We start from the raw sequence: 21,038 nt of genomic DNA on the forward strand, positions 1-21,038 counted from the left end.
TTTTTTTTTGTGCGGTGCGTTATTCTCTTTGTGTTGGGGCTGGCTTTTGTCGCCCGGCGCGTGATCGCCGCCGCCCCCAGCGGCGGGGCGCCCGCCACGGGCTGCTGGCTGTGGCTGGTGCTGTCCTGCGTGCTGATACCCATGGGCATGCTCAGCCGCCGGGCGTCGCATCCGCGGCCCTGGGGCAGCGCGATGGCGTGGATCGGCCTGCTGGCGCTGGGGTTCTTCTCGTCGCTCTTCGTGTTCACGGCGCTGCGCGATGCCGTGCTGCTGATCGCGTGGATCGCCTCGCTGCTGGGCGCGCGCGTGCCTTTGGCGGCGCTGCGCGCAGCCTCGGCTGCGCTGGTGCCGGCGCTGGCCTTGCTGGGCAGCATCGTGGGGTTCATCAACGCGCGCGGCCTGGCGCGCGTGGTGACCGTGAGCGTGCCGGTGGCCGGCCTGCCCGAGGGGCTGGAGAATTTCACCATCGTGCAGATCAGCGATGTGCACGTGGGGCCGACGATCAAGGCCGGCTATGTGCGCGCCATCGTCGACGCGGTGAACGCCGAGTGTCCCGACGTGATCGCGATCACGGGCGACGTGGTCGACGGCAGCGTCGAAATGCTGTCGGCGCACACCCAGCCCCTGGCCGATCTGCGCGCGCCGCACGGGGTGTATCTGGTGACCGGCAATCACGAGTACTACTCGGGTGCAACGGCCTGGGTACAGGAGTTTCGCCGCCTGGGCCTGCGCGTGCTGATGAACGAGCATGCGGTCGCCGATATCGCGGGAAACAAAGTGGTGGTGGCCGGCGTGACCGACTACACGGCAGAGTCGCACGACTCTACGCAGCGCAGCGACCCGGCCCGCGCGCTGGCGGGCACGGCGGCGGACGCCGCTGTCAGGATTTTGCTGGCGCACCAGCCGCGCAGCGCGCTGGCGGCTGCCCCGTTGGGCTACACGCTGCAATTGTCCGGCCATACGCATGGCGGTCAGTTTTTTCCCTGGGGCTTCTTCGTCCGATTGCAGCAGCCTTTCACGGCGGGCCTGTATCTGCATCAGGGGATGTGGGTATATGTGAGCCGCGGAACGGGGTACTGGGGGCCGCCCAAACGCTTGTGGGCGCCTTCGGAGATCACCCGGATACAGCTGGTGCGCAGCCCCCTTCAGGGCTGACCGAGGTCCGGGCGCCGATGCGAACCCGCATCACGCATCGCCTGTTTCGGCCCAAGCCCCGCTTACGGTTTCGCCCAGCCCTTGGCATGTTCGACCGCCTGTCTCCAGCGGGCCATTCGCGCTTCGCGCCGGTCGGACGTCCAGGCGGGCTCGAAGCGGCGCTCTGCCTGCCAGTGGCTTGCGAGTTCGTCCTGCGAGTCCCAGAAACCGACGGCCAGTCCGGCCAGCCCTGCGGCGCCCAGTGCAGTCGATTCCAGCACACGCGGACGCACGACCGGCACGCCCAGCAAGTCGGCCTGCATCTGCATGAGCAGATCGTTGCGTGCCGCGCCGCCGTCGGCGCGCAGCTCCGACAGCGCAATGCCGCTGTCGGCCTTCATGCAGTCGAGCAGTTCCGCGCTTTGCAGCGCGATCGATTCCAGCGTGGCGCGCGCGATATGCGCGCGCGTCGTGCCGCGCGTCATGCCGACCAGGGTGCCGCGGGCGTACGGGTCCCAATGCGGCGCGCCCAGGCCGGTGAAGGCGGGCACCAGAAAGACGTCGTCGGTATCGGCCACCTGCGCGGCCAGCGCGCCGACTTCGTCGGAGCGCGAGATGATGCCCAGGCCGTCGCGCAGCCATTGCACCGACGCGCCGCCCATGAAGACGCTGCCTTCGAGAATGTAGGTGGCCTGCCCCTGCTGCGCGGGCGAGCCCGTCCAGCCCAGGGTGGACAGCAGGCGGCTGCGCGAGGCGACAGGCTGCGCGCCGACGTTCATGAGCATGAAGCAGCCGGTGCCGTAGGTGTTCTTGACCATGCCGGGTTCGAAGCACGCCTGTCCGAACGTCGCGGCTTGCTGGTCGCCGGCCACGCCGGCGATCGGAATGGCGCCGCCGAGCAGGTCCGGCACGGCATGGCCGATGACGCCGCTGCTGGGCGCGATCCTGGGTAGCACGCTGCGCGGAATGTTCAGCAGCGCGAGTATCTCGTCGTCCCAATCGCGCTTGCGCAGGTCGTAGAGCATGGTGCGCGACGCATTGCTGTCGTCGGTGCTGTGCACCGCACCGCCGGTCAGCTGCCAGGCGAGCCAGGTGTCGACGGTGCCGAAGGCCAGCGCGCCGCGCTCGGCCGCCGCGCGTGCGCCGGGCACGTTGTCCAGCAGCCAGGCCAGCTTGGTGCCGGAGAAATACGCGTCCACGACCAGGCCGGTGCGTTCCTGCAGCCAATCGGCGTGGCCGTCCTGGCGCAGCTTTTCGCAGAAAGCCGCGGTACGGCGATCTTGCCAGACCAGGGCATGGGCCACGGGCCGGCCGGTGGCGCGCTCCCACAGCACGGTGGTTTCGCGCTGGTTGGTGATGCCGATGGCGGCGATGTCAGACGCTTGCGCGCCGGCGTTGGCCAGGGCGCCGCGCGCGGTGGCGAGTTGGGTGTTCCAGATTTCCGTCGCATCGTGCTCGACCCAGCCGGGCTGCGGATAGTGCTGATGGAATTCGCGCTGATCGACGCCGCGCATGCGGCCTTGGCGATCGAACACGATGGCGCGGGAGCTGGTGGTGCCCTGGTCCAGCGCGAGAAGGAACTGCCCTTGATGAGCCATGGGATCGCCTTTTGCTTGCTGTTGACGGGCCTTGAGCCGGATTCAGTCCGGCTTTTTGCCCAGGCTGAGCTGTGCGCCGGCCCACGCGGGCAAGCGGCGGAAAGAGAAATACGAGACCATGCACAGCGTGCCGATGACCAGGAAACCCACGAGGGCGTCGGCGGCGGTGAGCGAGGCGCGGCCGTGCAGCGCCATGCTGGCGTGCAAGGTGACGGCGTCCACGCCTACGCCCAGGCTCACGCCCAGTTGCTGGGCCATCGCAGAGAAGCTGCTGGCGCTGCTCATCTGTTCCGGGGAAATATCGGCATAGGTCAGCGTATTGATGCCGGTGAACTGCAGCGAGCGGAAGAACCCGCCCAGGAGCAGAATCAGGATCAGCAGCCAGGCCGGCATGCTGGCCGTGAAGGCGGCGCAGGCGATCACGAAGCCGCCGGTGAGCAGCGCGTTGACCGTCAGCACGCGGCGAAAGCCGTAGCGCTGCACGATGGGCGTGGCGACGAATTTCATCAGCAGCGACCCGGCCGCGCTGGCGAAGGTGATCAGGCCCGCCTGGAAGGGCGACAGACCGAAGCCCACTTGCAGCAGCATGGCCAGGAGAAACGGCATGGCGCCCACGGCGAAGCGGCACAGATTGCCGCCCAGCACCGAGATGGCGAACGTGGGTTTGCGCAGCAGCGCCAGGTCGATGATGGGGTGAGGCGTGCGGCGGGCATGCAGCACGTAAAGCCAGCCCGTGGCCAACCCGACCGCCAGCAGCAAGGCCGGTTCCGACCAGCCTGCCGAGCTCTGGCCCAGCGATTCGAAAGCGCTGACCAGCGTGGCCAGGCTGACGCCGCTCAAGACGAAGCCGATGCCGTCCAGCTTGTGGGTGTCCTCTTCGCGGATTTCATGGATGTAGCGCAGCACCATGGCGATGCCCAGGATGCCGAAGGGGATGTTGATGAGGAAGATCCAGTGCCACGACATGTAGGTGACCATGAAGCCGCCGATGGGCGGCCCGATCACCGGCCCCAGCAGGGCGGGCATCGACAGGAAGGACATCGCGCGCAGCAGGTTTTCCTTGGGCACGATGCGCAGCAGGATGATGCGCCCCACCGGCACCATCATGGCGCCGGCCATGCCTTGCGCGATGCGCGCCAGCACCAGCTGCGCAAGATTTTGCGAGAGGGCGCAGGCGACCGAGCTGATCGTGAACAGGGCGATGGCCGCAACGAACACGCGGCGCGCGCCGTAGCGGTCGGCCGCCCAGCCGCTGACCGGCACGAAGACGGCCACGGCCAGCAGGTAGGCGGTGATCGCCACGTTGAGCCGCACCGGCGTGGATCCCACGCTCTGCGCCATGGCGGGCAGGGCGGTGGCGACCACGGTGGCGTCGAGCATCTGCATGAAGAGCGCGCACCCCACGATGAAGGGGATCATGCGCGCGGCCCGGGCCGCGTGCGCCGCGTCCTGGGCTGAGGCGGCGGGCAAGGCGGCGGCGGAGGGGGCGGCTGACATGGGGAACTGCGGCGGGCCAGATGGGGTTCCCGATTGTAACGCCGGCGTTGAGGCTGCATCCTCGGCGTGCAGTAAACTTCGGCAATGAATTCCTGGCAGCCCGGGCTGCCGAGACGAACCAGAGCGAACCTCGCATCATGGCTAAAAATTACGAATCCGAAGTGACCCAGTTTCTCAAGACCTACAAGGCTCAGCATCCCGACACCGAGCGCCGCCAGCTCGAAGGCCGCGCCCGCCTTTGGGACAAGGAGCAGGACGCCGAGCTGCTGGAGGGCTTCCGCCAGGGCCGTGTGCCGCAGAAGCCCTACGTCTATCAGGCCGACTAAGCCGCTCGATTCACGCGTTTTATGTCCGGCAACCTCCTGCCCGGCGGCGCGGCGATCCCGGGTGACAACCTGGCTGCGCTGATCGAGCCGCAGGTCGACTCCACGCCCGACGTGATCGATTCGGTGGCGTTCGCTCGCCTGTACGGCGAGCCGCTGTTTCAGCTGCCCAACGATCTGTATATCCCGCCGGATGCGCTCGAAATCTTCCTTGAGGCTTTCGAAGGCCCGCTGGATCTGCTGCTCTATCTGATCCGCAAGCAGAACTTCAACGTGCTCGACATCCCCATGGCGGATGTCACGCGGCAGTATCTGTCGTATGTCGAGCAGATTCGCGTGCACAATCTCGAGCTGGCCGCCGAGTATCTGCTCATGGCGGCCATGCTCATCGAGATCAAGTCGCGCATGCTGTTGCCGGTCAAAAAAAGCGACACCGGCGAAGAGCCCGAAGATCCGCGCGCAGAGCTGGTGCGTCGCCTGCTCGAATACGAGCAGATGAAGCTGGCCGCGCAGAAGCTCGATGCGCTGCCGCAGCTAGGCCGCGATTTCGTGCGCAGCCATGCGGTGGCCGAAATCAGCGTCGAGCGCATGATGCCCGAGGTCGACGTCGACGATCTGCGCTCGGCTTGGGCCGACATCATGAAACGCGCGCGACTGAATCAGCATCACCAGATCACGCGCGAGCAGTTGTCGGTGCGCGATCACATGACGCACATCCTGCGCCGCCTGAACGAAGTGCGCTTCATCGAATTCGGCGAGCTTTTCATGGAGCGCGTGCGCGAAGGCGCGCCTGTCGCCGTCGTGGTGGTTCACTTCATCGCCATGCTCGAACTGGCGCGCGAGTCCCTGCTCGACATCACCCAGGCCGAGCCCTACGCGCCCATCTACGTGCGCCTGGCCTACACCAGCGCCGTCGCGGCCTGACGCCGCGACCATCCTCACCGACGGTCCGTACCGGAGGCTTCCCTTGAAAGTCGTACACACCATCCAGGACCTGCGCGATCATCTGCGCGGTCAGACCCGCATCGCTTTCGTGCCCACCATGGGCAATCTGCATGACGGCCACCTGGCCCTGATGAAGATGGCGCGCCAGCACGGCGACCCGGTGGTGACCAGCATATTCGTCAATCGCCTGCAGTTCGGTCCCAACGAAGACTTCGACCGCTACCCGCGCACGCTGCGCGACGATGTCGAGAAGATGGAACAGCGCCGCGACGTCTACATCACCTTCGCGCCCGACGAGCGCGAAATGTATCCCGTGCCGCAGAACTACCGCGTGCAGCCCCCCGACGATCTGGGCGACATACTCGAAGGCGAGTTTCGGCCGGGCTTTTTCTCGGGCGTGTGTACGGTGGTGATGAAGCTGCTGTCTTGCGTGCAGCCCCGCGTGGCTGTGTTCGGCAAAAAAGACTACCAGCAGCTGATGATCGTGCGCAGCATGTGCGAGCAATTCCAGCTTCCGGTGGACATTCTGGCGCACGAGACCGTGCGGGCCGACGACGGCCTGGCCCTGTCCTCGCGTAACCGCTATCTGACCGACGAGGAGCGCGCCGAGGCGCCGCGGCTATATGCCACGCTGCAGTCGATGCGCGATGCGCTGCGTGCACAGTTGACCTCGGGAGTTTGCGACACGGCTGCCATCGAGCGCGACGCCATGAGCGCGCTGCAGGCGCGCGGATGGAAAGTGGACTACATGTCGGTGCGCCGCCAGCGCGATCTCAAAGTGCCCGAGGCCGCCGAGGTCAAGGCCGGCGAACCGCTGGTGGCGCTGGCCGCCGCCAAGCTGGGCGCTACGCGTCTGATCGACAATCTGGAGTTCTGATCCCGCGGATCGCGGCAAGCTCGTCTTGAGGACGGCAGCAAGCCCGCCGGGCGCGGCGCCGCAGCCTTGTTTTCGCTTCTTTCGGTCGGAAAACGCCGCTGGTAGGGGACTTCGATAGGGCGCCGCCACCGCGCTGCATGACACACTGGCCTTCCCGAAAACGGAGGACGTCATGCCATGCAGTAAAGCCGCCTCGCAAAGCGCACCGAGACTGGAGGGGCTGTCGGCGCGCGAGCGCCAGCTCGTGCAGCACTATGCCCGCGGTCTGCCCAACAAGGTGGTCGCCATCGACTTCGATATTTCCGAGCGCACGGCCGAGGCGCATCGCGCGCGCATCTTTCGCAAGATGGGCGTGCGCAGCGCGCTGGAACTGGCTTGCAGCATCTGCCCGCACCGCCTCGGTTCCGCGAACGAGGTCTGATGCACCAAGCCCGAAATTCAGGGGCAGTTGGGCAGCGGCTGCTTCGAGAGCTCGTCGACGGGATCGAGGTCGGGCTGGCGGGTCAGGGTGTAGGGCAACAGGGGCGTGCGTCCCCGGATGGACTTGATGCTCAGCACGTTGTCGGCGGAGGCCACCAGTTCGGTCTGCGGATTGCTCTTGGCGTCCAGCAGCAGCAGATGGGCGGGATGCTCGCCGGTGACGTTCCAGCAGCCTTGCTCAGCCTGCGGCGCGGCGGGCTGGCCCTGGCTGGCCAGATAGGTGGTGCGGCTGCGCCAGCGGCCGTTGGGACCCAGCGTGAGCGTGATGCGCTGCGCCGAGCATTGCTCCGACGGCGCCGAGCAGGGAATGGTGCCGACAAAGGTTTCGGCCTGCGGCAGAAAGGCGCGTTGGGCCGGATGATCCGTGGGGGCGGCCGTGGACGGCACGTTGTCTTTCATCCGGGCGTTGGCGCCTGCGGCGGGTATTGCCGGCATGGGCGCAGCGACCGGGCTGCCCGCGTCGGGCAGGGCAGCGCCGGGCGCCTTGTCCGCGCTACCGGCCGCTGCGGGGCCGCTGGCGGTGGCCGCAACCGCGTCGGGTTGCTTTTTCTCGGGAGCGTAGTTCAGCGGGATCTGGATCTGCGAGGGCGCCTGCGACAGCATCGAATGGCTGATGCCGCCTTGCGCGGTGTAGTTGGCATCGGTATTGGAGTTTGCCGCCGGTGGCGCGTAGTAGCCCGGTTCGCGCATCTGGGCGCAGCCCGTGGTCAGCAGCGCGCCGCTGATCGTCGTCGCGAGTATCAGCGTGCGCAGGATAGGCAGGGAAGAAAAAGGCATGGAAGGGTCCGGAGTACGCGGGTCGGCGTGAAGTTTGGCCAGAGCGTTCGGTCAACGATCAGCACTGGCCGGGTGTTTCGATTCTCGGATTTTACGCACTTGGAATTGCCTCGTCATGGCGGCGGGCTGCACCGGTGCACAGACGTTGCGGCGGGACGAAATGTCGATTGCTTTCGCTTGGCAGAATTTGCCTATCGGATTGCCCTGGGCCGCCGCGCTGGCCGGGTGCCTGGGCTTGGCGGCAGGGTGGGGGCTGAGCGCGCTGGCGCGGGCGCTGCCTCGCGAGCTCGAACGCGCCTGGCGCGAGCAGACATGCGGAGCCGCGCAAGCCATACCGGCGGGCGCGAACGATGGGCGGCAGACCGATTGGCGCCTGGACGCACGCAGCGCCGCCATGGCTGCACTCACGGCGTCGGTTTTCGCTGCCTGCGCATGGCGCCTGGGGGCCACGCCCGCCGCGCTGAGCGGTATGGCCTTGGCCGCGGCGCTCATCGCGCTGGCCTGGATCGACGCCGAAACCGGCCTGCTTCCCGACGCGCTGACCCTGCCCTTGCTCTGGCTAGGGCTGCTGGTCAACCTGCATGGCGCCCTGGCGCCTCTGCCGTCGGCGGTGCTGGGGGCGGCGGCGGGCTATGTGCTGCCTTGGTCGGCCTATCGCCTGCTGCGCTGGCGCACCGGCCTGGATGGCATGGGCTATGGCGATTTCAAGCTCATGGCCGCGCTGGGCGCCTGGTTCGGTCTTGCGGCGCTGCCCTGGCCGCTGCTGGGCGCGTCGCTGGCGGCGTCGGCGGCAGGCCTGGGTATGCGATGGTCGGGCCGGTTGCGGCGCGGTCAAGCCATGCCTTTCGGGCCTTATCTGGCGGCAGGCGGTATTCTGATGCTTCTTGTCGTGGCCCCCATGGGCCGCTTTTTCGCGGCCTAGGTGCGAGATGGAAAAAAACAGGATGTTGAGCATAGGCCTGACCGGCGGCATCGGTTCTGGCAAATCGCGGGTGGCGGATATGCTCTCGCAATGGGGCGCCGCGCTCATCGATACCGATGTGATTGCGCATGCGCTCACGGCTGCGCGAGGCGAGGCCATGCCGGCGTTGCGCGAGGCGTTCGGCGCAGAGGCCGTGACTGCCGAGGGCGCCTTGAACCGCGCATGGATGCGCGAGCGCGTGTTTCGCGACCCGGACGCCAAGGCGCGCCTCGAAGGCATTCTGCATCCCTTGATAAGCCGTCATGCGCGCGAACAGGGCGACCGCGCCCAAGGCGCATACCGTGTGTTCGTCGTGCCGTTGCTGGTCGAGTCCGGCCGCTGGCGCGACAAGGTCGATCGCATCTGCGTGGTCGATTGCGATCCCGAAACCCAGATTTCCCGGGTGCGCGAGCGCAGCGGGCTGACGCCGGACGGCATACGGGCTATCATGGCGGCACAGTCCACGCGTGAAGCCAGGCTGCAAGTGGCGGACGACGTCATCCTCAATGACGGCGCTACGTCTCCCGCCTTGCTGCACGAGCGGACCAGGATGATGCATGATCGCTGGATCGCTCTGGCCGCGACACTGGGCACCGCCCAAGGCCGGCAAGCATCCGCCTGATAACCCCGGACCTGGCGCTTGGCCAATGCGCCAGGCCCATCGGCCGTCATCGAGGGCTTGCGGCGAGTGATTCTGTACGAATACCCCTTCAACGAGCGTGTCCGCGCCTACCTCAGGTTGGAATATCTGTTCGACAGATTGTTCTTCCTGGTTCGCGGAGACGACATGCGCGAGCATCAGATCGCGGTCTCCACGCTGTTCGACATTCTCGACGTACTCGAGCGCACGGACGTCAAAGGCTCCATTCTGCAAGATCTGGAACGCCAGCGTTCGGGGCTGGCCGCGTTGCGCGGCCATCCCGGCGTCGCCCAGGATGTGCTCGAAAGCATGCTGGGCGATATGGAGCGCGTCATCGGCGTGCTGACCGCGCAGGGCAAGATCGGCCAGGCCCTGCGCGAAAACGAATGGTTGTCGAGCCTGCGCGGTCGCCTTTCCGTGACCGGGGGCGCGACGCAGATGGACGTGCCTTCGTTCTATGCCTGGCAACACAAGCCCGCGGAAGCGCGCCGGGCCGACATGGCCCGCTGGATCGACTCCCTCATGGGCTTGTGCGAGGGGTTGGCCCTGACGCTGCGGCTGCTGCGCGAAAACGGCGCCAAGAGCCAGGCCGTGGCCGAGCAGGGCGCCTATCAGCAGATGCTGGGCGGCAAGCAGCACCTGTTGCTGCGCGTCTGGATCGAGCCGACCCAGGGCGTGTTCCCCGAGATCAGCGCCAACAAATACATGATCTGGATCCGCTATGCCACGCAAGACGGCGAGCTCAAGCCGCAGCCTGTGGCGCGCGACGTGCCTTTCAGCATGTCGCTCTGTTCGATCTGATCCCTAGGCAGGCGGGCGCGGCGCGAAAGCGACGGGCGAGCCGCCGAAGCGGTTCTTGCTGCGATAGGCGGCCACTGCCGAATCCATGTAGTGCACATGCTCGGGCAGCCAGCGTTCCAGTTCGGCGCAGAGCGACTGCACCAGGTTTGCCATGCCGGCCACATCGTCGTTTTCGATCACCCAGTCTTTGACTTCGGCCAGAGAGGCGAGCACCGCGGCATGTTCGTCGATATGGCAGACCGCGTCGTCGTTGCCTTGCATGAGCCGCAGGTCTTCGTCTTCGGCGGCGAAGTGGGCGGCACAGTGCCGAGCCAGCGCGTCCAGGGCGGCGAGGACCTCCTGCCGATTGCGGGCCTGCGCCAGTTGCTGCGCCAGGCGCTGCAGTTCGGCGTGGTCCCGGTCCAGCCGCGGGTCGCCCAGGGCGAGGGTAGGTTCGGTATGCATGGTCTCAAGTCTACTCGCGCTGCAAACCGCCGTGGTTCAGGCGCGTGCGCGGACGTCGGCCTCAGAGCACCGCTCGGATGCCGGCAATGCCATGTGCGCCATGCGAGCGGGCGATGTCGCGCGTTGCCTCGGACTGGCCGCCTAGCGCGAATACCGGCAGCCCCGCATCGCGCAGGCCCTCCGCAAAGCCGGCCCAGCCCATGCCGGGTTCGCCGGGGTGCGAGGGGGTGGCCAGCACGGCGCCCAGCACGGCGAAGTCGGCGCCTAGCTTGCGCGCATGCGTGATGTCGCCCTGCGTGTGGGCCGAGACGCCCACCAGCGCATCCGACGGCAGGCTGGGACGGCTTTGCAGCACGACCGCCTGCGCGGTGCGCAGATGCACGCCATCGGCCTGATGCCACCAGGGCTCGGGATGCATGCTGTTGATCAGCAGTCGTGCGCCGGCGGCGTGGCAGCGCTCGAGCACTTGCAGGAAAGCGGTGCGCAGCGATTCGGCGTGCGGGCCTTCCGGCCAGTCGGGCTCGCGCAGCTGCACCAGCTTCAGGCCGCGGGCCAGGGCCGCGTCGAGCCGCTGCAGGAAGGCGGGCAGATGCGAGGGCGAGCCGATGCCCGAGATGCCGTAAGTGGTGGGCAACTGCAGCCAACGCAGCGGCGGGATAGTGGCGGGCAGGACTCGGCCGTCGGGTTTGTCCGGGTCCAGATCGTCGCCCTGGCGCAGCGCGTCGGACAGCGCCTGAGCCGGATCGACCCAGCGCAGCTGCTGGTTTTCCAGGCCGGCCGGCTCGCCCTCCCAGGCCGTGACCTGGCAAAACGCCAGGCGCACGGTGCTATGGGGGTAGTGGTGCACATAAGTGACCCAGGGCCAGGCCTGGGTGACGCGTATGCCGATTTCTTCATGCAGCTCGCGCGTCAGGGCCTGCAGCACGGTTTCGCCGGGTTCGAGTTTGCCGCCGGGCAGCTCCCACCAGCCCGGCCAGGGCTTGTCGGCGGGGCGCTGGCCCAGCAACAGCGCGCCGTCGCCGCGCAAAATGAGGCCGGCGGCGACGTCGATGATCTTGCGTTCGGTCATGTGCGGGGCATTCAGGCGCGACGCGCCGCCCAGTCGCGCGCGAACTGATGGGCCACGCGGCCGGAGCGCGAGCCGCGTTCCAGCGCCCACTGCAGCGCTTCGGTGCGCGAGGCTTCGATCTGGTCGGCGGGGCAGCCCAGGTCGCGCAGCCAGTGGTGAACGATATCGAGGTAGTCGTCCTGCCGGAAGGGATGGAAAGACAGCCACAGACCGAAGCGCTCGGACAGCGAGATCTTTTCCTCGACCGTTTCGCCGGGGTTTATTTCGCCATCGGCGGTGTGCTTGGCCTGAAGGTTTTCGCTCATGTATTCCGGCATCAAGTGGCGTCGATTGGACGTGGCGTAGATGAGCAGGTTCTCGCCCGATGAAGACACCGAGCCGTCGAGCACGGATTTGAGCGCCTTGTAGCCGGCCTCGCCTTCTTCGAAAGAGAGGTCGTCGCAGAAGACGATGTAGCGCTCGGGGCGTCCGGAGATCATTTCGACGATGTCGGGCAGATCGCCCAGGTCGGATTTGTCGACTTCGATCAGGCGCAGGCCCTGGTCGCCGTAGGCGGCCAGCATGGCCTTGACCAGCGAGCTCTTGCCGGTGCCGCGAGCGCCCGTCATGAGCACGTTGTTGGCCGGCTTGCGTTGCAGGAACTGACGCGTGTTGCGGTCGATGACGTCTTTCTGGCGTTCGACATGTTGCAGGTCGGCCAGCTCGATGCGCGCCACGTGCCGCACGGCGTCGAGCCAGCCGCGGGCGCCGCGCTTGCGCCAGCGAAAGGCGTGCGCGCTCCAGTCGATCTCGGGCGGGGCGGCGGGCAGCCAGGCTTCGAGCTGGGCCAGAACGCGTTCGGCGCGTTCCAGCAGATGGGAGAGATCGTAAGAGTTCATGGTGCTACCCGAGCGAGCCGCCAGGCCGCCCCAAGGCGAGCGACAAGCGCCCCCTGGGGGGCCGCGAACACGAAGTGTGAGTGGGAAGAGACATAGTTACCCGAGCGAGCCGCCAGGCCGCCCTAAGGCGAGCGACAAGCGCCCCCTGGGGGGCCGCGAACACGAAGTGTGAGTGGGGGGGGACATTACGAACGATAGTCGGCATTGATGCTTACGTAATCGTGCGAAAAATCGCAGGTGTACACGGTTTCGCTCGCATGGCCGCGGCCCAGCGAAATGTGCATGGCGATCTCGGACTGCTTCATGATGCGCTGGCCGGCTTCTTCTTTGTAGGACGGCGCGCGGCCGCCATCGCTGGACACCAGCACGTCGTCCAGCCGCAGTTTGACTTTGCGGGGATCCATGTCGGCAATGCCCGCGTAGCCGATGGCCGCGAGTATGCGGCCCAGGTTCGGGTCCGATGCATAGAAAGCGGTCTTGACCAGCGGCGAGTGGGCCACCGAGTAGGCTACTTTGAGCGCTTCGTCCTGATCGCCCGCTTCGTCTACGTGGATAGTGATGAATTTGGTGGCGCCCTCGGCATCGCGCACGATTTTCTGCGCCAGATCCAGCGCTGCCGCCGTCAGCGCGTGCGAGAGGGCAGCGTAGTTCGCGTCGTATTCGGATTCGATCAGCACGCCCGACTTGCCGGTGGCGACGATGATGAAGGAATCGTTGGTCGAGGTGTCGCCGTCGACGGTAATGCGGTTGAAGGAGCGGTCGGCGATCTGCCTGGCCAGCCTGTTCAGGAGGGGCTGGGCAATGCCCGCATCGGTGGCCAGGAAGCTCAGCATGGTGGCCATGTTGGGACGGATCATGCCGGCGCCCTTGCTGATGCCGGTTATGGTGATCGTACGGTCGCGGATTTCGACCTGGCGCGAGTAGATCTTGGGCTGCGTGTCGGTGGTCATGATGCCGTGCGCGGCATCGGACCATCCTTTGGGGTTCAGCTTGGCGACGGCCCGGGGCAGGCCGGCGATGAGCCGATCCACCGGCAGGGGTTCGAGGATCACGCCGGTGGAAAACGGCAGCACCTGCTCGCCCGGTACGGACAGAATCTTGCCCAGCGCCGCGCAGGTCTGGGTCGCGGCGTGCAGGCCTTCGGCGCCGGTGCCGGCATTGGCATTGCCGGTGTTGATGACCAGGGCGCGGATGGGGCCGCCGCTGGCCAGGTGTTCCTGGCAGATCTGCACGGGCGCGGCGCAAAAGCGGTTGCGCGTGAACACGCCGGCTACGGTACTGCCATCGGCCAGACGGAACACGGTGAGATCGCGACGATCGGCCTTGCGGATCCCCGCCTCGGTGACGCCGATCTCGACGCCGGGTACGGGGAAGATATCGGAAGGGGAGGGAATCTTCAGGTTGACGGCCATGACCTCGGTCTCGCGGTACGGGTGGTAGGGAAAAGGGGGGCCTATTATCTCACCCCGCGGGCGGGCGGCGGGCGTCGACGGCCTCAGGGGCCGACGCGTAGGGTGGCGGCGTCCACGACGCCGGCCTGGCGGTTGTCGATCAACAGACGCACGACCCCGTCGGGCGTCTGCAGCACCGAGGTGCCGGCCTGCACGTCGCTTTGGTTCTTGTATTGCGCCGCACGGCCGCGCGGCGGTGAGAACAGCAGGTCGCCGGGCTGTGCGCCCGGCACGTTCAGCGCGGTGGCGGCTCGGGTGCCGACGGGGTAAGTCACGTCGCCCAGCTTGGTCTCGCGGGCCAGCAGGCCCTTGAACGAGATAATCCGCAACTGCGAGTCGGTGACGACGTCGGCCTTGAGCAGGGGAAAGTGTGCGACCGTGGCCGCTTCGCTGCCGTCGGTGCTCAGCAGCCAGCCTTGCGGATCGTCCTGGGGCCGGGCCAACCAGGTGCCGATGGGCAGAGGCTGCCCGTCCAGCGTGTTGCCGTCTGCCAGGTGGCAGTCGGCAAAACGGGGTTTGCCCTCTTTGTCGATGGCCAGATCCACCGGATGTCTGTGCGAACAGATCCAGCCATGGATGCGTTGGTCGCCCGCCAGCGCGACCGACCAGGTCTGGCGCGCCGGCTCGCCGGCGCGGGCGGGGCTGATATGGCGCCGTATGCTGTGGACTCGCAAGCCGTCGACCTCGGCGGGTTGCGGAAAGCGGACCCACGCGAAGGTGTCCGGCTGGCCGACTTTGCGCACATGCAGGAGGGTGCCGGCGGGCATGGCGACGCCGGCCAGCGTCTGGCCGGACTGCAGTATTTCGCGATGGGCCAGGGCCCTGCCCAGGGCGCGCTGAGCGGCCAGCCATGAAGTGGCCAGGTGGTAGGGGTAGATGCCGCCGATCACGGCCATGCCGACCATCAGCGCCAGGCCCAGCCGCAACCTGTCGCGCAGCCACTGGCGCGACGCAGGCGCGATGGCAAGCCAGATGACCCAGGTCAGCAGCGTGCTCAGGCAGATCAGAGAGACCGCCAGGTATAGGTAGTGGTTGCCCCTGGGCAGCAAAACGGAAATCATGGCGCCCACATTGTATGGGCTGCGCGAGTCAAACCGGCGCCTCGGGGCAAGTCGGTATCCGGGGGGCTCGCCAGGCGCTAGGCTTTGTCCCGGTGCGCCACCACCTGCAGCTTGAGTTCGCCCAGCGCCTTGAACAGCGTGTTGCGGCTGGCTTCGGGCAGGCCGTCGAACATGCCCTTGACCCAGTCTTCATGGGCGCGTGCCATGCGGGCAAAGATCTTGCGCCCCTGAGGGGTGAGCTTGAGCACCGAACTGCGGCGATCGGATTCGACCTTGGTGCGCACCACCAACCCCTCTTTTTCGAGCTGATCGGCGATGCTCGTGATGTTGCCGTTGGTCACCATCATGTGACGCGACAGATCGCCCATCTTCATGCCCTTGGGCACACGCTGCAGCTGGGCCATCAGGTCGAAGCGCGGCAGCGTGGTGTCGAACTCGTTGCGCAGGCGGCCGCGGATGTCGCCCTCGATCAGGTTGGTGCAGGTCAACAATCGCAGCCACAGGCGCAGGGCGTGGTGGTCGTCGGGGGCGGCGCGGCTTTCCAGATCGGGGGAGGGTGTCGTCATAGGGGCTTGGGCTGGGGGAGAAATCCCGGGTTTTTCGGCAGTTACTTTAAATCTAAACTTGTGCCCGGCGCCAGCGGGGCGCGAGCCTATTGCCAGTCGGGGTTTTGGCGTTTATTATTTGAAGCCTAAACTATTTTTCGGGCTCGATGCCTGGCCGCTCGCCGCGGCGCATCCCCTACGGAGTGTGAGCAATGAAGATCGTCTGCCTGGGCGGAGGCCCCGCCGGCCTGTACTTCGGCCTGCTGATGAAGCTGCAGAATCCGGCCAACGAAATCACCGTGATCGAACGCAACCGGCCCTACGACACGTTCGGCTGGGGCGTGGTGTTCTCCGACGCCACCATGCAGAACCTGGCCGAGGCCGATCCGGTTTCGGCCGAGACCATCGTCGACGCCTTCAGCCACTGGGACGATATCGACATCCACTACAAAGGGCGCACGCTGCGCAGCGGCGGGCACGGTTTCATCGGCATCGGCCGCAAGCACATGCTCAACATTCTGCAGGCACGCTGCGAAGAAGTGGGCGTCGAACTGGTGTTCGAGACGACCGTCGAAGACGACCAGAAAATCGCCATCGACTACGACGCCGATCTGGTCATCGCCTCCGATGGACTGAACAGCCTGGTGCGCAAGCGCTACGCCGATACCTTCAAGCCCGACATCGACACGCGCCGCTGCCGTTTCGTGTGGCTGGGCACCACCAAGGTGTTCGACGCCTTCACTTTCGCCTTTGTCGAAACCGAGCACGGCTGGTTCCAGGCGCACGCCTATCGTTTCGAGGACGGCATGTCGACCTTCATCGTCGAGACGCTGGACGAGACCTGGCGGGCCGCCGGCCTCGAAACCATGAGCCAGCAAGAGGGCATCGCCTACTGCGAAAAGCTGTTCGCGCCCTGGCTCGACGGCCACAAGCTCATTAGCAACGCCACGCACTTGCGCGGCTCGGCCATCTGGATCCGCTTCCCGCGCGTGATCTGCAACAGCTGGGTCCAGTGGAACGAGCTGGACACGCCGCGCGGCAAGCGCAAGGTGCCCGTAGTGCTCATGGGCGATGCCGCGCATACCGCGCACTTCTCCATCGGCTCGGGCACCAAGCTGGCACTGGAAGACGCCATCGAGCTGGCCCGTTGCCTGAAAGACACGCCCAATTTGCAAGCCGGCCTGCAGCACTACGAAGACGTACGCAGCGTCGAAGTGCTCAAGATCCAGAACGCCGCGCGCAACTCCACCGAATGGTTCGAGAGCGTGGCGCGCTACGCCAACCTCGAGCCCGAGCAGTTCGCCTATTCGCTGCTGACGCGCTCGCAGCGCATTTCGCACGAAAACCTGCGCCTGCGCGATGCGGCCTGGCTGGAAGGCTACGAAAAGTGGGTCGCCGATAGATCGGGGACGACAACGCAAAGCGGCAAACGGCCGCCCATGCCCATGCTCACGCCTTTCAAGGCGCGCGGCGTCACGCTGGCCAATCGCATCGTCATGTCGCCCATGGCGATGTATTCCTGCGTGGATGGCGTGCCGGGCGATTTTCACCTGGTGCACCTGGGTAGCCGCGCCATGGGTGGCGCGGGGCTGGTCATGGTGGAAATGACCTGCGTCTCGCCGGACGCGCGCATCACGCCGGGATGCCCCGGCATGTGGAACGACGCGCAGGGCGCGGCCTTCAAGCGCATCGTCGACTTCGTGCACGGCAACAGCAACGCGCGCATCGGCATGCAGCTGGGGCATGCCGGCCGCAAAGGCTCCACGCGCCTGGCCTGGGACGGCATCGACCAGCCCCTGCCGGCGGACAACTGGCCTCTCGTCGCGGCCTCGGCCCTGCCTTATATCGAAGGCGTATCGCAGGTGCCGCGCGCCGCCACACGCGCCGACATGGACCGTATCCGCGACGATTTCGTCGCCGCTGCGAGGCGCGCCGCCGCCGCAGGCTTCGACTGGCTCGAACTGCACTGCGCTCACGGCTATCTGCTGTCGTCGTTCATTTCGCCGCTCACCAACCAGCGCGCCGACGAGTACGGCGGCAGCCTGGAAAACCGGTTGCGCTATCCGCTGGAGGTGTTCAGGGCCGTCCGGGCGGTCTGGCCCGAATCCCTGCCCATGTCGGTGCGCATCTCGGCGCACGACTGGGTCGAGGGCGGCATCACGCCGGACGACGCGGTCGAGATCGCCCGCGCATTCAAGGCCGCCGGCGCCGACATGATTGACTGCTCGTCGGGCCAGGTGAGCCGCGACGAAAAGCCGGTGTACGGCCGCATGTTCCAGACCCCCTTCGCCGATCGCGTGCGCAACGAGGCCGGCATTCCCACGATCGCCGTGGGCGCCATCTTCGAGGCCGACCATGCCAACGGCATCATCGCCTCGGGCCGCGCCGATCTGTGCGCCCTGGCCCGTCCGCATCTGGCCGACGCCTCCTGGACCTTGCGCGAGAGCGCGCGCGTGGGCTACGCCGACGTGGCCTGGCCCAAGCAGTATTTCGCCGGCAAGCGCCAGCTCGAAACCAACTTCGAGCGCGCCGCGGCCTACGCCAGGCTGGACATCAAATGAGCGCGCCTGCGGATCAAGCTTTGGCGGGTCGCCACGCGTTGGTCACCGGCGGCGCGCGCGGCATAGGCCTTGCCTGCGCCAGGGCCCTGCTGGCGCGCGGCGCGCAAGTCACGCTGCTGGGCCGAGACCGCGATTCCCTGCAAGCCGCCGTGGCCGAACTGAGCGCGTCCGAGCCGACCGCGCACGGCCGCGCAGGTTTCGTGTCTGCCGACATCGCCGACATGCCTTCGGTGCAGGTTGCCTTCGAACAGGCCGTGCGGCAATTCGGCTCCGTCCACATCCTGGTCAACAATGCCGGCCAGGCCGCCAGCCAGCCGTTCGCGCGCACCGACGCCAAGCTCTGGCGCGACATGATGGCCGTGAACCTGGACGGCACCTTCCACTGCATGCAGGCCGCGCTGCCCTGCATGCTCGCCGCGGGCTGGGGCCGCATCATCAACGTCGCCAGCACGGCGGGCCTGATCGGCTACGCGTATGTCAGCGCCTACGTCGCCGCCAAGCACGGCGTCATCGGCCTCACCCGCTCGGTCGCCCTCGAAGTCGCCAGGAAAGGCATCACCGTCAACGCGGTGTGCCCCGGCTATACCGAGACCGACATCGTGCGCGACGCGGTAGCCAACATCATGGCAAAGACCGGCATGAGCGAAGACCAGGCCCGCGCCAAACTGGCCGAACGCAATCCGCAAGGAAGACTGGTGCAGCCGAGCGAAGTCGCCGACGCGGTGGCATGGCTGGCCCTGCCGAGCGCATCGTCCATCAACGGCCAAGCCATCTCCGTAGACGGCGGCGAAGTGATGACAGGTTGAGATAGACCATCGCATGAAACCATTGTGAGCCGAGGACCCCGGAGCAATCCGAGGCGCAGCCCGCCGGGCGAGCGTCGGAATTGTGCAGGGCAGCCTCGGCGCCTTGAGAACCCAATAGGAGGCCGCAGGAAATGACCGAACAAGAACACACCATGAAGCACCACAAGCGCCCCATGGCCGGCTACCAGCCCCGCAACTTCCTGTGGCAGGTCTCCGACGACCACAAGGTCGCCACCATCACCCTGAACCGCCCGGACCGCAAAAACCCGCTCACGTTCGACTCCTACGCCGAACTGCGCGACCTGTTCCGCGCCCTGGTCTACGCCACCGACATCAAGGTGGTCGTGATCACCGGCGCCGGCGGCAACTTCTGCTCCGGCGGCGACGTGCACGAAATCATCGGTCCGCTCACCAAAATGAGCATGCCCGAACTGCTGGACTTCACCCGCATGACGGGCGACCTGGTCAAGGCCATGCGCGCCTGCCCGCAACCCATCGTGGCCGCGGTCGACGGCGTGTGCGCCGGCGCCGGCGCCATGGTGGCGCTGGCTAGCGACATGCGCCTGGGCACGCCCTCGGCCAAGACCGCTTTCCTCTTCACCCGCGTCGGCCTGGCCGGCGCCGACATGGGCGCCTGCACGCTGCTGCCGCGCATGATAGGGCAGGGCCGCGCCAGCGAACTGCTCTACACCGGCCGCGCCATGTCTTCTGACGAAGGCAGCGCCTGGGGTTTCTTCAACGCTTTGCACGGTTCGCAAGAGCTGGCCGCCGCCGCCGCCAAGCTGGCGGCGCAGATCGCCGCCGGTCCCACGTTCGCGCACGGCGTCACCAAAAAGCTGCTGCACCAGGAATGGAACATGGGCGTGGACGAGGCCATCGAGGCCGAAGCCGAGGCGCAGGCCATCTGCATGGCCACCAAAGACTTCCATCGCGCCTATCACGCCTTCGTGGCAAAGCAAAAGCCCGTGTTCGAAGGAGATTGAGATGCGCGACGCAAGCTGGCTCTCCTGGCCGTTCTTCGACGATGCGCACCGCAAGCTCGCGCACGATCTGGATGCCTGGTGCGAAAAGAACCTGGCCCATGTGGACCATCACGACGCCGATGCCGCCTGCAAGCAACTGGTGCGCGCGCTGGGCGCGGCCGGTTGGCTGCGCTATGCGGTGCCTGCCGGCCCGAACGGCGCGTGGGGCGGTCAATTGCCGCAGGTGGATTCGCGCTCGGTCTGCATCCTGCGCGAAACCCTGGCGCGCTTCGAGGGCCTGGCCGATTTTGCCTTCGCCATGCAGGGCCTGGGCAGCGGCGCGATCTCGCTGATGGGGTCGGACGAACTGCGTCTGCGCTACCTGCCGCGCGTGGCGCGCGGCGAGGCCATCGCCGCCTTTGCCTTGTCCGAGCCCGATGCCGGGTCGGACGTGGCCGCCATGTCGTGCCAAGCGCGTCTCGAAGGCGACCACTACGTGCTCGACGGCGAGAAGACCTGGATCTCCAACGCCGGCATCGCCGACTTCTACTGCGTGTTCGCGCGCACCGGCGAAGCGCCCGGCGCGCGCGGCATCAGCGCCTTCGTGGTAGATGCCGGCACGCCCGGCTTTACCGTGGCCGAACGCTTCGACCTGATCGCGCCGCATCCGCTGGGCCGCTTGCGCTTCGATAATTGCCACATACCCGTCGGCCAACGCCTGGGCGATTCCGGCCAGGGTTTCAAGCTGGCCATGATGACGCTGGACATCTTCCGCGCCTCGGTGGCCGCCGCGGCGCTGGGATTCGCGCGGCGCGCGCTCGACGAGGGCCTGAACCGCGCCCGTAGCCGCCCCATGTTCGGCCAGACCTTGGCCGACCTGCAACTGACGCAGGCGGCGCTGGGCGAGATGGACACGGCCATCGATGCGTCGGCGCTCTTGACCTACCGCGCCGCCTGGCAGCGCGACGTGCAGGGCACGCGAACCACGCGCGAAGCCGCCATGGCCAAGATGACGGCCACCGAATCGGCGCAGACCGTAATCGACCGCGCGCTGCAGATGTTCGGCGGCCTGGGCGTGGTGTCGGGCGTGGCCGTCGAGAAGCTCTATCGCGAGATTCGCGCGCTGCGCATCTACGAAGGCGCGACCGAAGTGCAGAAGCTCATCATCGCGCGCGAGCTGCTCAAAACCTGAATGCCCGACGACCCGGCGGCCGCAGAGTCGCAGTCA

The 21,038-nt window shown here is 66.9% G+C and carries 21 protein-coding genes; 12 read left to right on the forward strand and 9 right to left on the reverse strand.

Annotated elements, in window-relative coordinates:
* The coding region (locus tag ACTHJ1_RS03935) for a metallophosphoesterase (protein WP_440187998.1) at window positions 1-1,155 on the forward strand (1,155 nt) is incomplete at its 5' end.
* A 62-nt stretch (window positions 1,156-1,217) separates the two neighbouring features.
* Here ACTHJ1_RS03935 and glpK read toward each other — a convergent pair.
* Window positions 1,218-2,732, reverse strand: a complete 1,515-nt coding sequence (gene glpK, locus ACTHJ1_RS03940) for a glycerol kinase GlpK (protein ID WP_440188001.1) — start codon at window positions 2,730-2,732, stop codon at window positions 1,218-1,220.
* A gap of 42 nt (window positions 2,733-2,774) precedes the next feature.
* Window positions 2,775-4,229, reverse strand: coding sequence for a DHA2 family efflux MFS transporter permease subunit (locus ACTHJ1_RS03945; protein ID WP_440188004.1), 1,455 nt, complete (start codon window positions 4,227-4,229; stop codon window positions 2,775-2,777).
* 137 nt (window positions 4,230-4,366) lie between these two features.
* On the opposite strand from ACTHJ1_RS03945, the gene ACTHJ1_RS03950 reads away from it, so the two are divergent.
* From ACTHJ1_RS03950 to ACTHJ1_RS03965, 4 genes are all read left to right on the forward strand, one after another.
* Window positions 4,367-4,555: a DUF3460 family protein gene (locus ACTHJ1_RS03950; RefSeq protein ID WP_440188007.1), complete on the forward strand. Its 189-nt coding sequence runs from the start codon at window positions 4,367-4,369 to the stop codon at window positions 4,553-4,555.
* A 21-nt stretch (window positions 4,556-4,576) separates the two neighbouring features.
* Window positions 4,577-5,476 carry a segregation and condensation protein A gene (locus ACTHJ1_RS03955; protein WP_440188010.1) on the forward strand — a complete coding sequence of 300 codons (900 nt, stop codon included), beginning with the start codon at window positions 4,577-4,579 and terminating at the stop codon, window positions 5,474-5,476.
* A gap of 43 nt (window positions 5,477-5,519) precedes the next feature.
* Window positions 5,520-6,374 (forward strand): pantoate--beta-alanine ligase, encoded by an 855-nt coding sequence (panC, locus tag ACTHJ1_RS03960; protein ID WP_440188012.1) that lies wholly within the window; start codon window positions 5,520-5,522, stop codon window positions 6,372-6,374.
* Window positions 6,375-6,546: 172 nt separating this feature from the next.
* Window positions 6,547-6,795 (forward strand): LuxR C-terminal-related transcriptional regulator, encoded by a 249-nt coding sequence (locus ACTHJ1_RS03965; protein WP_440188015.1) that lies wholly within the window; start codon window positions 6,547-6,549, stop codon window positions 6,793-6,795.
* 17 nt (window positions 6,796-6,812) lie between these two features.
* On the opposite strand, the gene ACTHJ1_RS03970 is transcribed toward ACTHJ1_RS03965, so the two are convergent.
* On the reverse strand, window positions 6,813-7,631 hold the full coding sequence (locus ACTHJ1_RS03970; protein WP_440188018.1) for a copper resistance protein NlpE N-terminal domain-containing protein: 819 nt from the start codon (window positions 7,629-7,631) through the stop codon (window positions 6,813-6,815).
* A gap of 160 nt (window positions 7,632-7,791) precedes the next feature.
* Here ACTHJ1_RS03970 and ACTHJ1_RS03975 point away from each other — a divergent pair, with 160 nt between their 5' ends.
* The 3 genes from ACTHJ1_RS03975 (at window position 7,792) to zapD (ending at window position 10,033) form a co-directional block, all read left to right on the forward strand.
* A complete protein-coding gene (locus ACTHJ1_RS03975; protein ID WP_440188021.1) occupies window positions 7,792-8,553 on the forward strand; it encodes a prepilin peptidase in 762 nt (253 codons plus the stop codon).
* A 22-nt stretch (window positions 8,554-8,575) separates the two neighbouring features.
* Window positions 8,576-9,214, forward strand: a complete 639-nt coding sequence (gene coaE, locus ACTHJ1_RS03980; protein ID WP_440188024.1) for a dephospho-CoA kinase — start codon at window positions 8,576-8,578, stop codon at window positions 9,212-9,214.
* Between the two features lie 66 nt (window positions 9,215-9,280).
* Window positions 9,281-10,033 (forward strand): cell division protein ZapD, encoded by a 753-nt coding sequence (zapD, locus tag ACTHJ1_RS03985; RefSeq protein WP_440188103.1) that lies wholly within the window; start codon window positions 9,281-9,283, stop codon window positions 10,031-10,033.
* A gap of 3 nt (window positions 10,034-10,036) precedes the next feature.
* Here the strand turns inward: zapD and ACTHJ1_RS03990 are convergent, their stop codons facing one another.
* The 6 genes from ACTHJ1_RS03990 to ACTHJ1_RS04015 form a co-directional block, all read right to left on the reverse strand.
* On the reverse strand, window positions 10,037-10,477 hold the full coding sequence (locus ACTHJ1_RS03990; RefSeq protein ID WP_440188027.1) for a bacteriohemerythrin: 441 nt from the start codon (window positions 10,475-10,477) through the stop codon (window positions 10,037-10,039).
* A gap of 61 nt (window positions 10,478-10,538) precedes the next feature.
* Complete coding sequence (locus ACTHJ1_RS03995; RefSeq protein ID WP_440188030.1) at window positions 10,539-11,546, reverse strand: Nudix family hydrolase; 1,008 nt, start codon at window positions 11,544-11,546, stop codon at window positions 10,539-10,541.
* An 11-nt stretch (window positions 11,547-11,557) separates the two neighbouring features.
* A complete protein-coding gene (locus tag ACTHJ1_RS04000) occupies window positions 11,558-12,424 on the reverse strand; it encodes an ATP-binding protein (RefSeq protein WP_440188033.1) in 867 nt (288 codons plus the stop codon).
* A 185-nt stretch (window positions 12,425-12,609) separates the two neighbouring features.
* Window positions 12,610-13,836 (reverse strand): bifunctional glutamate N-acetyltransferase/amino-acid acetyltransferase ArgJ, encoded by a 1,227-nt coding sequence (gene argJ, locus ACTHJ1_RS04005; protein ID WP_440188036.1) that lies wholly within the window; start codon window positions 13,834-13,836, stop codon window positions 12,610-12,612.
* Between the two features lie 83 nt (window positions 13,837-13,919).
* Window positions 13,920-14,936 (reverse strand): hypothetical protein, encoded by a 1,017-nt coding sequence (locus ACTHJ1_RS04010; RefSeq protein ID WP_440188039.1) that lies wholly within the window; start codon window positions 14,934-14,936, stop codon window positions 13,920-13,922.
* Window positions 14,937-15,013: 77 nt separating this feature from the next.
* The gene (locus ACTHJ1_RS04015; protein WP_440188042.1) at window positions 15,014-15,502 is read right to left on the reverse strand and encodes a MarR family winged helix-turn-helix transcriptional regulator; all 489 of its coding nucleotides are present in this window, start codon (window positions 15,500-15,502) and stop codon (window positions 15,014-15,016) included.
* A gap of 191 nt (window positions 15,503-15,693) precedes the next feature.
* On the opposite strand from ACTHJ1_RS04015, the gene ACTHJ1_RS04020 reads away from it, so the two are divergent.
* The 4 genes from ACTHJ1_RS04020 (at window position 15,694) to ACTHJ1_RS04035 (ending at window position 21,002) form a co-directional block, all read left to right on the forward strand.
* Entirely contained in the window at window positions 15,694-18,042 is a 2,349-nt protein-coding gene (locus ACTHJ1_RS04020; RefSeq protein WP_440188045.1) for a bifunctional salicylyl-CoA 5-hydroxylase/oxidoreductase, read from the forward strand.
* On the forward strand, window positions 18,039-18,848 hold the full coding sequence (locus ACTHJ1_RS04025; protein ID WP_440188048.1) for an SDR family NAD(P)-dependent oxidoreductase: 810 nt from the start codon (window positions 18,039-18,041) through the stop codon (window positions 18,846-18,848). Before ACTHJ1_RS04020 ends, ACTHJ1_RS04025 begins: the two co-directional genes overlap by 4 nt.
* A gap of 131 nt (window positions 18,849-18,979) precedes the next feature.
* Complete coding sequence (locus tag ACTHJ1_RS04030; RefSeq protein ID WP_440188051.1) at window positions 18,980-19,831, forward strand: enoyl-CoA hydratase family protein; 852 nt, start codon at window positions 18,980-18,982, stop codon at window positions 19,829-19,831.
* Window position 19,832: 1 nt separating this feature from the next.
* On the forward strand, window positions 19,833-21,002 hold the full coding sequence (locus tag ACTHJ1_RS04035) for an acyl-CoA dehydrogenase family protein (RefSeq protein ID WP_440188054.1): 1,170 nt from the start codon (window positions 19,833-19,835) through the stop codon (window positions 21,000-21,002).
* Window positions 21,003-21,038 lie beyond the last annotated feature (36 nt).

This window comes from Bordetella sp. (assembly GCF_051960075.1).
Taxonomy (GTDB): Bacteria; Pseudomonadota; Gammaproteobacteria; order Burkholderiales; family Burkholderiaceae_B; genus Bordetella.